Origin of the sequence: Chryseobacterium jejuense (assembly GCF_017877355.1) — a bacterium.
GTDB lineage: Bacteria > Bacteroidota > Bacteroidia > Flavobacteriales > Weeksellaceae > Chryseobacterium > Chryseobacterium jejuense_A.
The window spans coordinates 217,976-233,961 of record NZ_JAGIPR010000003.1 but is presented as its reverse complement, the minus strand read 5'-3'; the positions used below and the strand labels follow the sequence as shown (position 1 = coordinate 233,961).

Sequence of the window (15,986 nt, the reverse complement as noted above, 5' to 3'; positions counted from 1 at the left end):
TCTGAAGGTTTTTTTATGTATTATTTATAGGCTTCGATCTTATCTGTCAATGTATTGATAAAGTTCTGTAATGGCTTTTCTACCATCATTTTGATGAACGGATTGAATTTTCCTTCAAATAACATCTGAACTTCTGTCTGATTCTCATTGATCGGATTTAAAGTAGCCGTTAAAGAAAAATCTAAACTTGAGCTTGCAGATTTTAATACTGCTTTCTGATCGTCTACCTCATCTATTTTTAATGCAATTTCCGGCATTCCCTGTAATCCGAATTTGAACCCGTTATCTCTCGTTTCAAATTTCTGAAGACCGTCCGGCATGAAATCTTTGTAATTTTCAGGAGTTTTCAATAACTCGCTTAGCTCCTTGGATGATTTATTGACAATAATTTTTCGTCCTTCTAAATTCATTTTTTTATTTTGTATTTAAATTCTTATAAAGATAAGGTTCTTTATATTTACGATAACAACAAAATTATAAAAAAAAACTACAAAGACGTTATCCGAAGCATACTTTTAAAGGTTGAATCCTCTTACTGATGGGAATTCATGGTGAATCAATTTTATAGTAGGATAAATTTTATGATTAAATCCGTTAAAACATTCAATAGTATAAGTTTTGAAATCAGAAATAAAACAGAAAACAACTATTATACTTATTTTAATGGAAAGAATCTTATCCGAAGTAAACCAAACAATTGTTCTCATTAAGAAAAATAAAGCTTATCAATTGACTTATTTTATTGCTATAATTTGATATATTTGCGTATAAATTGTGATAAAAAGCGAAGTAAAAACAATCGGTTTTCTCATCTTTTAAAACCATTACCCTCTAAGGATCAATACTAACTATAAATATCTGAGATGTATAAAGTTTTTGTGAACGAAAAAAAATTATTGATATCTAAATATCCCGAAGGACTTGAAAAAAAGCTGGGGTATGAAAGTTTCACGACTTTAGAAATCGCATTGGATCTTTTAGAGAACACCTCTGTAAACGAACTTAATGTGTATGGTGAGAATATTGATGAGATCTGGCAGGAGTTCCAAAAGCTGTTCAGAATTATTGAAGCTGCCGGAGGGCTGGTTATTAAACCTGAAGGAGAAATGCTTTTCATCAGAAGATTAGGTAAGTGGGATCTTCCAAAGGGAAAAATGGAAAAAGGAGAATCCAGAGAAGAGTCTGCAGTAAGGGAAATTGAAGAGGAAACCGGTTTAAGGGAGGTAGAACTTGTGCAGTTCATTAATACCACTTATCATATCTATATCGAAAGGAACGGTGAAAAAATCCTGAAATGCACCCATTGGTTTGAAATGAGCTTCAATGGTGAAGATACTTCAAAGCCACAAATTGAGGAAGGAATTACTGAAGTTGCCTGGAAAAACACCACTCAGATTGAAGATGAAGTTTTCCCAAGCACATTCAAGAATATTAAACTTATTGTAAAAGAATTCTGGGCTTTAAAGGCTAAATAAAATCAATAACCTTTTCCAGCGCTATTCCTCTTGATCCTTTCAATAGTATATTTTCTGACTGAATTTTATGCTGCTGTAAATATTCAGTAAGTTCCGCTGTATTTTCAAAAGCAAGATCTGATACATTCACTCCTTTAAAGTGTTTTCCAACAGTAATAATGGTATCAAACCCAAGTGTTTTAGCCAATTTTAAGATGTTTTGATGCTCTTTCTCACTCTCAGCACCCAATTCCAGCATATCACCGATAATAATGGTTTTACTGCCTTCAAACGTGATAAAGTTATTTAATGAAGCGGTCATCGAACTCGGATTAGCATTATAAGTATCCAGTACCAATGTTCTGTTTTCTTTTTTCACCACTTGTGAACGCATATTTGTAGGAGTATACTGCTCCACTGCATGCTTTATTTTTTCAAAGCCGATTCCAAAATGAAGACCAAGGCTTGCTGCAGCACAAAGATTGGTAAAATTATACGCTCCAGTCAGTTTAGACACTGTTTTTTCTCCCTGATAAATCAGTCCTACAAAATGATCTTCTGAGAAAGGTTCAAAATTGTAATCTGACTCTGTTTTTCCAAAAGTAATCTTAGGGGAATAGTTTTCCGTTTTTTCAACCTGAATGGGATCATTTTCGTTAACAATAATGGTCTGCTGATTTTCTTTAAGATAATCGTAAAGCTCAGACTTCCCTTTAATGACTCCTTCAAAACCACCGAAACCTTCCAGGTGTGCTTTTCCAAAATTGGTAATATATCCGAAATCCGGTTGTGCAATGGTACAAAGGGTTTCTATTTCTTTCTGATGATTGGCTCCCATTTCAATCACAGCCATTTCATGCTCAGGTTTAATGGAAAGAATTGTCAACGGAACTCCGATGTGATTATTCAGATTTCCATAAGTATACTGAACATTAAATTTTTCTGAAAGCACGGCATGAATAAGCTCCTTTGTTGTTGTTTTTCCGTTACTCCCTGTAAGGCCAATAAAAGGAATATTAAGCTGGCTTCTATGGTAGACCGCCAATTGCTGCAGGAATTCAAGAGTAGAGGGAACATAGAAAATATTCCTATCCTTATTTTCAAATTCAGGCTGTTCAACAATAACAGCTAAAGCTCCATCTTCTATGGCTTTTTCCGCCAGTGTTGCTGCATTAAAATTATCACCGGAAAAGGCAAAAAAGATATCATTTCTGGCTATTTTTCGGCTATCGATCGTTACTTTATCGGCCTGTAAAAACAAAGGATAAAACTGTTCTATATTCATATTGAAATATATATTTTTCTAATAGTAACCGCTCAATCTGTGTCAATATTTTTGAGTTATTCAGCGAAGCGGTTTCACTGTTCAAAAATAAAAAACCTTCCGAAAATCCGGAAGGTTTTTTAAAAGTATTTTTGATAAATATTATCTTCTAGTTCTGTTCTTATCATTAGTTCTGGCATCCTGTGCAACACGGAAACCAATCCAACCATAAGCTCTACCTTGATTTTTATATCTTCTTTGTCCCGGATCAAGCCAGTATGCTGTATCTTGCCAAGAACCTCCTTTTACCACTCTAACATCGTTAGAAATTCCAGATGTTCTGTCTTTGGTATCTTTCAGCATTTTAACTCTGCCGCTTGCGTCTACAACAAAACTCTTTCTAGGCGCATTGTACATATCGAATCCTGCAGCTGAGTCTGATTCTCTTCTGTATTCTAAAGAAGATTGTCTGTCACCATCTCTGTAGTTTCTGTAATCAGCAATCGTTTGTCTTTCGAATTGTCCAGGCAAACCTTTGTATACTAATCTACCATCCGCTAAGGTATCATACTTAATGGTACCTTCGTCTATCATTTTGTAAGTTCCGTCACCGTTTCTTACGATAGCCTGAGGCATATTTCCTCTGTAGTAGTTGAAGTCATTATAATCTTCATCAATGATAGGTCTGTAAACATCAGCAGTCCATTCTGAAACGTTACCATACATACCATAGATTCCAAGATCGTTAGACGGATATTGTCTTACATCTGAAGTTTGTGCAGATCCATCGTTTTTCCATCCAGCAATACCAGAGTAATCTCCTTTACCCATTTTAAAGTTTTCAAGGAACATTCCTCTTTCTTTTCCTTTGGTACCTCTTAATCTTTCGATTTCAGGTTTCTTACCAAGGTATTGGTTGTATTCTCTGTTTTTTGCCATTCCTAGAGCTGCATATTCCCATTCAACTTCAGTAGGAAGTCTGAATTTCTGAACCATTGCACCATTAGGAGCTCTATTTGCAGACAATAATCTCTGGTTAGTAGTTTTCATACCAGATTTCTGCTGCATTCTTTTTTCGTTGATATATCCTTGCATTTCAGGATCATTCGCTTTGAATTTATCCATGTTAAATGCTGTACCTCCCTGGTTATTAGACTCGTTGATATACATATCCTTAGCAATAACTCCTGCCTGCATCAAAGCTTTTTCGTTTGCTCTGTCTGTCAACCATTCACAGTATCTGTTTGCTTGTGTCCAGGAAACACCTACTACCGGATAGTAATCGAATTCCGGAGAACGCAGATAGGTTTCATTATAATCGTTTCTAGATAATTTGTTGTCCCATAATAAGGTATCCGGTAAAGCACCGTTATAGATTTCCTTAAAGCTAGGATCACTTGGTGGGAATACATACTTCAACCATGTAAGGTATTCGCGGTATTCATAGTTAGTAATTTCTGTTTCTCCGATGAAGAATGAACTCACCTGCATCCTGCGCGGTGTGTTATTCCAATCGTGCATAACATCATCTTTCACTAATCCCATTGTAAAAGTTCCACCTTCTACATATACCATTCCCGGCCAACCCTTCTGCTTCTGTTGCTTTCCTGCAAAAAACCAACCCTGTTTTTCGTTTGGTTTCCAACCCGTTTTACTGACAAATTTTTTGGTACCGCCACCTTTGCTGGTTCCTGATCCGCCACAGCTGGTTAATGCAAGTGTAGAACTTAATGCTATTAATGAAAACAACTTTAGTTTTTTCATAGTCGATATAAATATTTTCAAGAGTACAAAGAAAAAATAAATTATTCAATAAATCAAATAAAGATTTGATTTTTTTGAACAACGATAACAAATTAATTTTATTGTATTACAATTTAATTCTAAAATTTTCATTTATTTTGTAATTTAGCAATTTCAATAATAAACATGAGACGAAAAATCACGCTTTTATCTTTAATCGCTTTTGCATCAACACTTTACGCTCAAAGAAACACCATAGAATGGGATGGTTCTAAAATTCAGAACTTTGGTGACTCAAAATTAAATCTTCCAAATTTTAAAAATGAAGGTTTTTCTTTTAGCCAAAATAACGTTTTTATAGTAACAAAGCAAAAAATCGGAGAAAAGGAGCTAAAAATTTCTGACCTTGCCTGGGATGGAATTTCTAACCAGGATTTATTTGAATTAGACAAAGGCGGACTGCCTGATCGTGATATTGCAGAAGTTACCTATTATACATTAGATGGAGAAAGATATGCCAGCATTAGTGTAGGTTTATTCAAAAAAACAAAAGGAGGCGTTCTGAGATTATCCTCTTTTAATGTTTCTGAAGCTTCTACTCCAATTAATACTTTTGGAGGCGTTAATAAAATAGGAACTAACGACAACCCTCTTGCCAGTGGAAACTTTTACAAAATAAAGGTTGACAAGTCCGGAATATTTAAAATAACATCCCAATTTTTAAGAGATAATGGAATTAATCCTTCTTCTGTAAATCCAAAGAATCTGAGAATTTATGGAAATGGAGGAATTATGCTCCCTGAATTTAATCAGGATCCCCGATATAATTCTTTACAGGAAAACGCTATTCAGGTAGTGGGTGAAGATGACGGAGTTTGGAATGATAATGATTATGCCTTATTCTATGCACAGGGTCCCAATGGATACAACCTTTATGACACCAGTAACGGACAAGGGTTTAAAAGAAAAGAGACAAGATCAGATGCCAGTAATAACGTAAAAAATATATATGATGACTTTTCCTATTATTATATCAATTTTGATAAAGGTACAGGAAAAAGAGTCACTACTATAGACGGGAACCTTCCCGCTCAAATGATAACCCGGTATGATAGTTACCAGGTCATCAATAATGACCAGACCAATTTATTGAAAGTAGGAAGAATATGGCTAGAAGATACTCCTTTCAGCACTGAAAAGGTTATCACCCTTACCACAAACTCACCTATACAGCCTACGGATATTATAAAGTACAGATCACAGGTGGTAGGATACAGATCACAACAGAATTTTATTGATATTAAAATCAATGATCTTAATCCGTTTCACGATAAGGTTCCTATTGATGATCCTACTTATTCGTATATGTTCTATCCTATGAGGTACAATGGAAGTATTACCAACCAGACAGGAAATCAGATCACCCTGAAATACAACCCGGATATTTCTACCAACCCTAACGGAACTTTTTACTTTGACTATCTTGAAGTACAGTATAAGGAAAATCTGGCATTTAATGGTTCGCAGATGAATTTCAGAGACTATTCTATTGTAAGTGGAAGTAATACCAATTATGGATTCAGTATATCCAATGCAGCCGGTGTGGAACAGGTATGGGACGTTACCGATATTACGAATGCGAACAGAAGAGTGAATAAGGCAGGAGCCGGCTCTTTCAATTTTGCTTACACAGCTTCTGATCAGAATTTCAACAATGAATTTGTGGCTTTCCGTGCTGATGCCGCTTTCACGCCACAGTTTGTAGGAAGAATTGCCAATCAGAATCTTTCAGCAATCAGCAATATAGATTATTTAATTCTTACTGTACCTGAACTGATGGGGCAGGCACAAAGGCTGGCCAATTATCATCAGACAAAGAATAATTATAAGGTAGAAATTGTAGATGTTAATAAGGTCTATGAAGAATTTGGAAACGGAAGTAAAGATCTTACAGCAGTAAGGGATTTTGTTACAAAATTAAATACACCGGAAGGAAGACTTAAATACGTATTTATTCTTGGGGATGCTTCTTATGATTATAAGAACAGAATTTCCAATAATAACAATATTGTTTCCGCTTATCAAAGTGAACATTCTTCAGATTATGTACAGTCTTTTGTTACAGACGATTATATTGTAATGACTCAGCCTCAGACTGGATCTAGCATACTATACAATCTTCCCAACCTTCCTGTAGGAAGAATTCCTGCTGCCAATAATACAGAGGCAGCTAATATGATTGATAAGACCCTGGCTTATTACAATGCACTTCCAGGGCAATCCAACCCTTTTGGAGATTGGAGAATGAAACTTGATTTTGTTGTGGATGATAATGAAGAAGGCGGAAGTCCTTTCCATAATGTGATGAACAATGCACTGGTAAATATATTTGAACAACCAGGAGTACAGACACTAAAAGAATACAATGTAAAAAAACTGTATCAGGATGCCTTTACAATGCAAAGTACTGCGGGAGGGCCAAGATATCCACAGGTAAACCAGGCTATCTCTAACAGTATAGGAAACAGTTTGTATTTGTTCTACTTTGGCCACGGAGGAATCAACGGCTGGGCTCAGGAAAGAGTATTAACCAGTACCGAGATACAGAATTCTAATAACTTCTCCAATGTATATAGCAGGTTTCCGCTAGTATCTACTATAACCTGTGAATTTACATTATGGGATGAACCCTCTACCAATTCTGCCGGTGAGCAGTTTATGAAATTAAAGCAAGGAGGACCCGCTACAATGATTACCTCAAGCCGTGCCATAGCCATTGATTATGGACGAAGCTTTACAGATACTTTCACCAAGCATATTTTCAAATTAACAAATGATGACTTTAATACTTTAGGTTACGCTCACTTAAATGCAAAAAAGGAAACAGGAGTTAATACTAATCACCTTAGAGTAAATCTATTGGGTGATCCTGCTATGAAACTGAGCCGACCTCAAAGGTTATTGACTATTGATGATATTGAAACACCTGTTCCAGGATTAATAAGAGGACTTGACTTTGTTAAAGTAAAAGGTCATATCAATAACCCTAACGGAACTTTAAATACCACCTTCAACGGAAGAGTTGCCATTAATATTTTTGATAAAAGACTGAATAAAAAAACACTGAACAACAATAACTGGGCACACGCTATATTAAATTATACTGAGGAAGGAAGCGCCATTGTAAAAGCTTCTGGATTGGCTGTAAATGGTGTATTTACCGCAGAGTTCTATGTACCAAAAGACATTAATTATGCTGTGGGCGAAGGAAGAATATTAGGATATGCTGATAATAAGGTAACCGATGTATTCAATAATCAGCCTGTTCAGGTAGGAGACATCAATCCTAACGGAATTAATGATAACCAGCCACCAAAAGTAAAACTGTATATGAACAACACCAACTTTGCTGATGGCGGAATTACCAATCAGAACCCAATGCTTCTGGCTTGTCTTACTGATGACACAGGAATTAACTCTACCGGATCAGGTATAGGCCATGATATTACTGTATATTTAGACGGCCAGGTTATCAATACCGTTATCCTAAATGATTTCTACTCTCCGGGAGAAGGAAACGGATGCTTAAATCCAAGTCTTGCTGAGTATCAAAAAGGAAATGTAAGCTATCCTTTCAGAAATCTGCCAGTTGGGCAACACCAATTAACATTTAAAGTTTGGGATATAAACAATAATTCGACAACTACAACGTTAAATTTTGAGGTTAAAGATGAAGCTGACCAACATCTGACGATCAACCGTCCGTTGAACTGGCCAAATCCATTCACCAATAAAACATATATTCAGTTTGAACACAATTGTGATGATATTCTGGATGTGAATGTACAGATTTATACTATAACCGGAAGATTGGTAAAAACTTTATCTCAGCCGGTAGTTGCAGAACCGTTCCTTCAGGGCTTTAGAACCCCTCGCCAGGCTATAGAATGGGACGGAAGAGATGATTTTGGGGCTACTGTTGCAAAAGGTACATATATTTTTAAGATATTTGCAAAAAGCCAAAACCAAGAAAAATGCAAAGGAAGTGCCACAGCTGTAGAAAAAATGGTACTTTTGAAATAATTGAATAACACATACACAATAAAATTTATAAAAAACTGATAATATATAAAAGACAACATATGAATTTAACTACTAAACTGCTTTTAGGACTTGGGTTAAGTGCTGGTTTTCTAGGCTATTCACAAATAAACCCTGTACTTACCGGAGCTCCCTTCCTAAGAATTGCGCCAGACGCAAGAGCGGGAGGTATGGGAGATCAAGGGGTGGTAACCTCTCCTGATGCATTTTCACAATTCTGGAATGCAGCTAAATATCCTTTCAGCAGGACAAGTTCTTCTATAGGTCTTACCTATACACCCTATATGGGAAAACTTACCAATGATGTATTCTTATTATACGGAGCATTTCATAAATTCCTTGGACAGGATGAAAGGTCCACTATTTCTGCCAGTATCTACTACTTCAACATGGGTGAAGTAGACCTTACTCAATTAGTAGGTAATGATGTTACTTCAAACGGGGTATCAAAACCTAATGAATTTTCCATTGACGTAGCTTATGGTCTGAAACTTTCTGACTCTTACTCCATGGCTGTAACTGGTAGATTTATCCGTTCAGACTTAGCCGGAGGGTTCAACACAGATAATACACTTAAAGCAGCAAACTCTTTTGCTGTAGATATTTCAGCATACTATACTTCTGAAAGATTTTCAAGTTTCGGAGGATATGACGGTAAATTAAATGCAGGTTTGGCTATACAAAACCTGGGTCCAAAACTGGATTATACCGGAAATGAAGAATCAAGATCTTATCTTCCTACTATGGCAAGACTAGGGATTGGATATGATATGTATCTGGATGACCTGAACAGAATCGGGCTTTCTGTAGAAGGGTCAAAGCTTTTGGTTCCGGGATCTGAATATGCAGGAGTAGACGCGTACAGAAGGCCTAAATATGAAATTCCAAATGTAGGCCCAATAGCAGGTATCGGAAAATCATTCAAAAACCCAAACAGTATCATGTATAGTGGTGCTTTGGAATATTCATATGACAATGCTTTCTCAGTAAGAGGAGGTTACTTCCACGAAAGTGAAGAACAGGGAGCAAGACAATTCGCTACTGCCGGTATCGGGTTAAAATACCGTTCTTTCGGACTTGATCTTTCTTATCTAATCAATATGTCTAAAGTGAATACGGCATTGGATAATACTCTTCGTTTCGGTCTTACCTGGAACATTGGTGAAGAAACATCTAACAACGACCGTTAATACATTCAACAATTATACAAAAAGTCTCATCTATTTTGAATGAGGCTTTTTTTGTTCAATACCATTATTTCAGTTATCAATTCGTTACTACGTTTGTCAATTTTTATTATCCGAAAATTCATCTTTCACTTTGCTAAATAAAAATTTATCTTTGATAATACAGCTTGTTACCACTATTAAAAAAATATAACATTTAAGTTTACAAAAGTCTATCCTTTATGGCGATTTTGTTAAATTCAATAGCTATTTTTGTAGTATGAACTATTCGGCGGAGCTAAAAAAATTTGTGACCAGTCAGTATCTGTATTCTGCAATCAGAATTACATTAGCTACTGTTCTCCCTTGTTTAGTTCTTGCCCACTTTGGAATTTTAAAAGAATACTTCCTCTTCCCTCTTGGAACCAGCTTTGTAGCCCTTACCGATCAGCCCGGACCTTTTATCAGAAGAAGAAACGCACTGACATTTGCCATTTGCTGTTTTGTGTTTGTGGCATTGATTGCAAGCCTGGTGATGAATTTTAAAATACTGGTACTCTTTGAGATTATTGTCTTCGGAATGTTCTTCTCGTTAATTGGTGTGTATGGCCAGCGATTGGCTGCAGTAGGCTCATTATCTCTGGTGGTGCTCGCCATATTTATTGACGGCCATCTTACAGGAGCTAATATTTTTAAAAGCTTGCTGATATTCACCTGTGGCTGTATCTGGTTTTTATTGATATTCCTTGTAGTTACCACCATCCGTCCTTATAAATTAGCGGGTCAAATGATTGGTGAAAACTATCTTCAATTGGCTGAGTTTTTAAAAATCAAAGCTAATTATTATCAAAAGAATCCTGATTTTGATAAACTTACCACTCAGGTTATTGCCAAACAGATTGAAATAAAAAACCTTCAGGAAGACACCAGAGAAACAGTTTTCAAAACCAGAACCATCGTTAACGAATCTACAACAACCAGCCGTCTGTTAATGCTGATGTTTCTGAACTCTATGGACCTTCATGAAAAGCTGATGACTTCTGAAAGTGATTATCAGAAACTGCAGCAAAGCTTTGAAGACAGTATGATTCTTGTCAACATTCATGATTATCTTAATCTGCTGGCTGAAGAGATCACCAATATCGGAATTGCTCTCCAAAGCGGAACAAGGGCAAAGCCAATGTTTAACCTTGAACTGGAATTAAAAAACCTTAACTATAATTATTTCGAACTTAGAAATAAACAGCTGTCTCCTGATAGTTTAGAAAACTTCATGGTTCTTCGTCAGATCCTGATGCGTATCAACGAAATTACCAAGGAGATTAATGAAATTTACAAAGTATTTTCACAAGATGTAAAACTGGCAAAAAGTTTATCCACCGGGCTTGACTTAAAAAAATTCATGCCTAATGAGCCCAAGCTGAACTCAAAGGTTTTAAGGAATAATATCTCACTATCCTCTTCTCATTTCCGCCATGCCATAAGAATTACAACAGCATTATTACTTGGATATATTTTTTCCATGTTTGATTTTCTTGGGTTGGGACATACATATTGGATATTAATTACCATTATAGCGATTCTAAAACCTGCCTACTCCATCACCAAGCAACGGAACCTGCTGCGTCTGTACGGAACAGTTACCGGAGCCACAATTGCTTATATCATCCTGCATTTCATCCATATCAATGGTATTTTGTTTGCGATTCTGCTCATCAGCATGATTATGTGTTTCAGCTTTTTGAAGGGACGGTATTTTTGGGCCGTACTTTTCATGACAATCTATATTTTCCTGAGTTTTAATTTTTTAAATCCCGGAAAAGTCGATATCATTTTCAAAGACAGGGTATTCGATACAGCCATTGCCGGAATTATAGCATTTGCCGTATCTTATATTGTATTGCCGGTTTGGGAACATACCCAAAACCTGGACCTGATGAAAAAATCTGCAGCAGACAACCTCATCTATTTCCAGAGTGTGATGTCTAAATTCCTGCAGGGAAATTTCGATCTTGAAGATTATAAAGTAAAGCGAAAAAATGCTATCATTTCATTGGCCAATCTCTCCGATAATTTCCAGAGAATGATTTCAGATCCTAAAAATCAACAGAAAAAACTGGAAGTAGTTCATCAATTCGTGGCAACATCACATCTGATCACAGCCTATACTGCATCACTTTCTCAATACTCTAAAAGCAATGAGCAATATCCCGAAATAGATGCTGAAAGCTGGAGCAGGAAAATTGAAGCAGAAATGCAGCAAACTTCAACTTTATTAAATGGAGATGATATCACTGAAGCACTTAGAATGGAAAGCCGCCTGGAGCCGGAAGACTCTTCTATTGAAGATATGCTTCTGAAGAGAAAAACCGAGATAGAGGAAAATGAAATTGTTGACCGAAGAGATCCTGATAAAATCTCCCATTTAACGGAACTTAAAAATATCCATGATATTTTGGAGCTGATCTATGATGTTGCTAAAGAACAAAGAAAGGTGATCGAAAAATACAGAAGTGAGAAACACGTTACTCCTACTCCTCCACAATCGTAAAGCAATAGTCATCAAAAAACTCCACTCTTGCCTTAAATTCATCTGAAAACTGCTCATCATACACACGACAGCTAATCTTATGAAGATGCTTCAGCTCAAACGGCTTTACTTCATAATTTTTCTTTAAGGACCAATATTTGGAATGGTGAATCTTATACATACTTTCCTTTACACTCCAGATAATGGTGTAAAAAGTATCAGCTTTATCTTCAGGAATAAACCCTCTTTCATTTTCATAGGTGAATTTATCAATCACTCTTAAAATCTTAGGATTGAATTTTTCAATATCTATTCCTATTTTATTTTTAGAAATAGCAATGGCTGCAAAAGGATAAGAATGGGTGATTGAAATTTCCGCATCCTGAGGAGAAAGAAAAGGCTCTCTTTCCTTGTACAGAATCTTGGAGTCTGGTTTCAAACCTTTCAGCAGCTTACGAACCATCAGTACCTCCAATAGTTTTTTAGGATGATAATCCTTTACTTTTTCAGCATTTTCCGGTTCCAGCAGTTCGTTGATATCAAGTGTTTCACTTTCATCATATTTCCAAACCAGAATAGTGGCATTATCATCTGAAAAATCTCTGTAAAGGGGCATTCTTTTTTTATTGGGTAAAAATAAGGAAAAAGTTGGAAGATGGGAGCTGGAAGAAGGAAGTTTCTATTTGTCAATAAAAACAAATAGAAACTTATTCAGAAAATCTATTCAAAATTGGATTCCCTACTTAGCTTATCAACTATAACCTCCAGCTTCCCTCTTCCAACTTCCTTTCTTATTTAGACTGATGGTTCACATCATTTCTATGCTCAATAATTTCCAAATTGGCATCCACAAAATAAGCACTTCCGAATCCGTTCACAAAAGAACCTTTTGTGGGTTGTAAAGCAATTAAAATAAAATCACCCATTTCAGAAATGACGCCCACTACTTTTCCGTGAGCTTCTTTCAGCTTTGTCACTACATCATTCCATGTTTCGGAATCTCTTTCAATTTGTGATGTTGCAGCTTCAATGGTTAGACGTTCTCTTGCGTAAATCTGTTTGGTTGCGGATTCATCTTCAATAAACATGATTGATGTCTTTCTTCCTTCCGAAAGATTTTTGGTATGCCTTGCCATAAAGGAAACCAGAATATAAAAGGTGTTATCAACCTGTACAAATGGTGCGTAACTGGAATTAGGATTTCCTCCTTCATCTACGGTAGCAAGAATTACACTTTTTGACCTTTCAATCAATTCTTTTACTTTGGGAGCAACAGGTTTTGCCTTTTTCTCTGTATGAATAGTATTCATAATTATAGTATTTGTCAGATAAAAGTAATTATTTATATTAAGACTAAATAATTTTAAGTTATGTTTAATCTCATAAAACTGAAATTGATCTGCCGTTTTTTTATCTTAATTATAAATTGTAATTTTGCCTTTCGTTATCAACTGAATTTAAATTTATTCATTACATATGAGTACAACAACACAATACGTTCCTTATAAAGTTAAGGATATCTCCCTTGCAGAATGGGGAAGAAAAGAAATTACCCTTGCAGAAGCAGAAATGCCAGGTTTGATGGCTATCCGTGAAGAGTACGGGCCATCTCAACCGCTTAAAGGAGCAAGAATCGCTGGATGTCTTCACATGACGATCCAAACGGCTGTGCTTATCGAGACTTTGGTAGCTTTAGGAGCTGAAGTAACCTGGTCATCTTGTAATATTTTCTCTACACAGGACCACGCTGCTGCTGCAATTGCTGCTGCGGGAATTCCGGTTTATGCCTGGAAAGGTTTAAATGCTGAAGAATTTGACTGGTGTATTGAGCAGACTTTATTCTTTGGTGAAGATAGAAAACCATTGAACATGATCCTTGATGATGGTGGAGATTTAACAAACATGGTTTTTGATAAATACCCTGAATTCACAAAAGATATCAAAGGACTTTCTGAAGAAACAACTACCGGAGTACACAGATTGTATGAAAGAATGAAGAACGGAACTTTGGTAATGCCAGCTATCAACGTAAACGACTCTGTAACTAAATCTAAATTCGACAACAAATACGGATGTAAGGAATCTGCAGTAGATGCTGTAAGAAGAGCTACAGACGTAATGTTGGCTGGAAAAAGAGTGGTAGTTTGCGGATACGGAGACGTAGGTAAAGGTACTGCTGCTTCTTTCAGAGGAGCTGGTTCTATTGTTACCGTTACTGAAATTGACCCAATTTGTGCGCTTCAGGCTGCAATGGACGGTTATGAAGTGAAAAGATTAGATACTGTAGTAGATAACGCAGATATCATCATCACTACAACAGGTAACTTCAATATCGTAAGAGGAGAGCACTTCCTTAAGATGAAAGATAAAGCTATCGTTTGTAACATCGGGCACTTCGATAATGAAATCGATATGGCCTGGTTAAACGAAAACTATGGTTCTACTAAATCTGAAGTGAAGCCTCAGGTAGATATTTATACTGTAGAAGGAAAAGAGATTATCATCCTTGCAGAAGGAAGATTAGTAAACCTTGGATGTGCAACAGGTCACCCAAGTTTTGTAATGTCTAACTCTTTCTCTAACCAGACTTTGGCTCAGATCGAACTATGGAACAACTCTGCAGCGTATGGAAACGAAGTATATATGCTTCCTAAGCACTTAGATGAAAAAGTAGCGGCTTTACACCTTAAGAAATTAAGCGTAGAACTTGAAACTCTTTCTACTGAACAGGCTGAGTATATCGGAGTAGATGTAAAAGGGCCATTCAAGCCTGAATACTACAGATACTAAGATTCATAAAATATGATATTATCCCACTATTTTGAAATAGTGGGATTTTTTCATGTGGATTATCAAACATTTTCTATTTTTGAGTGCAAAAAATATACTATGAAAATTTACTTATTTCTGGGGGCCTTAAGTTCAGTCTTATTCTTTAACAGCTGCAGTGGTAATGATGAAGATGATACACCCAATAATCCTGAATCTCAAATATTCTTAAGTAAAGTCACAACTGTTAATTACACTAATCCTTCTAACCCTAATACAAGTGTAGTAACATTTGATTATAACAGCCAAAAACAATTAATAAAAGTTTTATCACAAGGCAGAGCAACAAGTTTTGAATATGATATTAACGGAAAACTTTCAAAAACAAATTACTATAATACGGATGGAACAATTGCTTATTATACAACCTGGTCTTATAATGAAAATCAGCTAACTACAATTAAATCAATCTATCCCGATTCTAATAATAACACAACAAAGGCTTACACCTATAACAACGGTAAAGTCACTTCCACTTCCCTTTGTTTTTCATTAAATTGTACCACTCCATCTACGTCATCATATACTTACATCGGTGATAATGTTTCAACAGAAATCATATTCAGTGATAATATAGGTGGCTCATCTACTATTAAAAGAGAATTTTCCTACGATAACAAGGTAAATCCTTATTCTCTGACCAATACATACTTTAGAACTTATTTAGCTGGCACACAATTTTTAAGTCAAAATAATTATACGTCAGAAAAAATAAGCAGTAAGGATAGTGCAGGAAATTGGGTTCAGATTCAAAATATAACCTACGAAATTCAATACAATAATGCTCAATTACCATCTAAGGTCATAGGAAAAGACGCTAATGGCAATACTTTTATAGAGTACAATTACGAATATATTACCTTACAAAAACAGTATACAAGCTTTCCAGGTTAGGAAAG

At 35.8% G+C, this 15,986-nt stretch carries 11 protein-coding genes; 6 read left to right on the top strand and 5 right to left on the bottom strand.

Annotation, left to right across the window (positions count from 1 at the left end):
* Positions 1-20: 20 nt before the first annotated feature.
* Entirely contained in the window at positions 21-410 is a 390-nt protein-coding gene (locus J2772_RS08230; RefSeq protein ID WP_045499550.1) for a hypothetical protein, read from the bottom strand.
* Between the two features lie 453 nt (positions 411-863).
* Between J2772_RS08230 and J2772_RS08225 the strand changes: the two genes are divergently transcribed.
* Complete coding sequence (locus J2772_RS08225; RefSeq protein WP_209915534.1) at positions 864-1,475, top strand: NUDIX hydrolase; 612 nt, start codon at positions 864-866, stop codon at positions 1,473-1,475.
* On the opposite strand, the gene J2772_RS08220 is transcribed toward J2772_RS08225, so the two are convergent.
* Both J2772_RS08220 and gldJ read right to left on the bottom strand, forming a co-directional pair.
* Positions 1,468-2,739 carry a UDP-N-acetylmuramoyl-tripeptide--D-alanyl-D-alanine ligase gene (locus J2772_RS08220; protein ID WP_209915531.1) on the bottom strand — a complete coding sequence of 424 codons (1,272 nt, stop codon included), beginning with the start codon at positions 2,737-2,739 and terminating at the stop codon, positions 1,468-1,470. The genes J2772_RS08225 and J2772_RS08220 overlap by 8 nt on opposite strands.
* A gap of 141 nt (positions 2,740-2,880) precedes the next feature.
* On the bottom strand, positions 2,881-4,482 hold the full coding sequence (gene gldJ / locus J2772_RS08215) for a gliding motility lipoprotein GldJ (protein ID WP_209915529.1): 1,602 nt from the start codon (positions 4,480-4,482) through the stop codon (positions 2,881-2,883).
* Between the two features lie 165 nt (positions 4,483-4,647).
* Here gldJ and porU point away from each other — a divergent pair, with 165 nt between their 5' ends.
* The 3 genes from porU (at position 4,648) to J2772_RS08200 (ending at position 12,279) form a co-directional block, all read left to right on the top strand.
* Positions 4,648-8,544 (top strand): type IX secretion system sortase PorU, encoded by a 3,897-nt coding sequence (gene porU / locus J2772_RS08210; RefSeq protein WP_209915527.1) that lies wholly within the window; start codon positions 4,648-4,650, stop codon positions 8,542-8,544.
* A 59-nt stretch (positions 8,545-8,603) separates the two neighbouring features.
* Positions 8,604-9,752 carry a type IX secretion system outer membrane channel protein PorV gene (porV, locus tag J2772_RS08205; RefSeq protein ID WP_209915525.1) on the top strand — a complete coding sequence of 383 codons (1,149 nt, stop codon included), beginning with the start codon at positions 8,604-8,606 and terminating at the stop codon, positions 9,750-9,752.
* A 256-nt stretch (positions 9,753-10,008) separates the two neighbouring features.
* Positions 10,009-12,279: an FUSC family membrane protein gene (locus J2772_RS08200; RefSeq protein ID WP_209915523.1), complete on the top strand. Its 2,271-nt coding sequence runs from the start codon at positions 10,009-10,011 to the stop codon at positions 12,277-12,279.
* Here J2772_RS08200 and J2772_RS08195 read toward each other — a convergent pair.
* Positions 12,260-12,874 carry a 4'-phosphopantetheinyl transferase family protein gene (locus J2772_RS08195; RefSeq protein WP_209915521.1) on the bottom strand — a complete coding sequence of 205 codons (615 nt, stop codon included), beginning with the start codon at positions 12,872-12,874 and terminating at the stop codon, positions 12,260-12,262. The genes J2772_RS08200 and J2772_RS08195 overlap by 20 nt on opposite strands.
* Positions 12,875-13,049: 175 nt before the next feature.
* On the bottom strand, positions 13,050-13,568 hold the full coding sequence (locus tag J2772_RS08190) for a pyridoxamine 5'-phosphate oxidase family protein (RefSeq protein ID WP_209915519.1): 519 nt from the start codon (positions 13,566-13,568) through the stop codon (positions 13,050-13,052).
* Between the two features lie 166 nt (positions 13,569-13,734).
* Between J2772_RS08190 and ahcY the strand changes: the two genes are divergently transcribed.
* A complete protein-coding gene (ahcY, locus tag J2772_RS08185) occupies positions 13,735-15,048 on the top strand; it encodes an adenosylhomocysteinase (protein ID WP_209915517.1) in 1,314 nt (437 codons plus the stop codon).
* A 99-nt stretch (positions 15,049-15,147) separates the two neighbouring features.
* On the top strand, positions 15,148-15,981 hold the full coding sequence (locus J2772_RS08180) for a hypothetical protein (RefSeq protein ID WP_209915515.1): 834 nt from the start codon (positions 15,148-15,150) through the stop codon (positions 15,979-15,981).
* Positions 15,982-15,986: the final 5 nt, after the last annotated feature.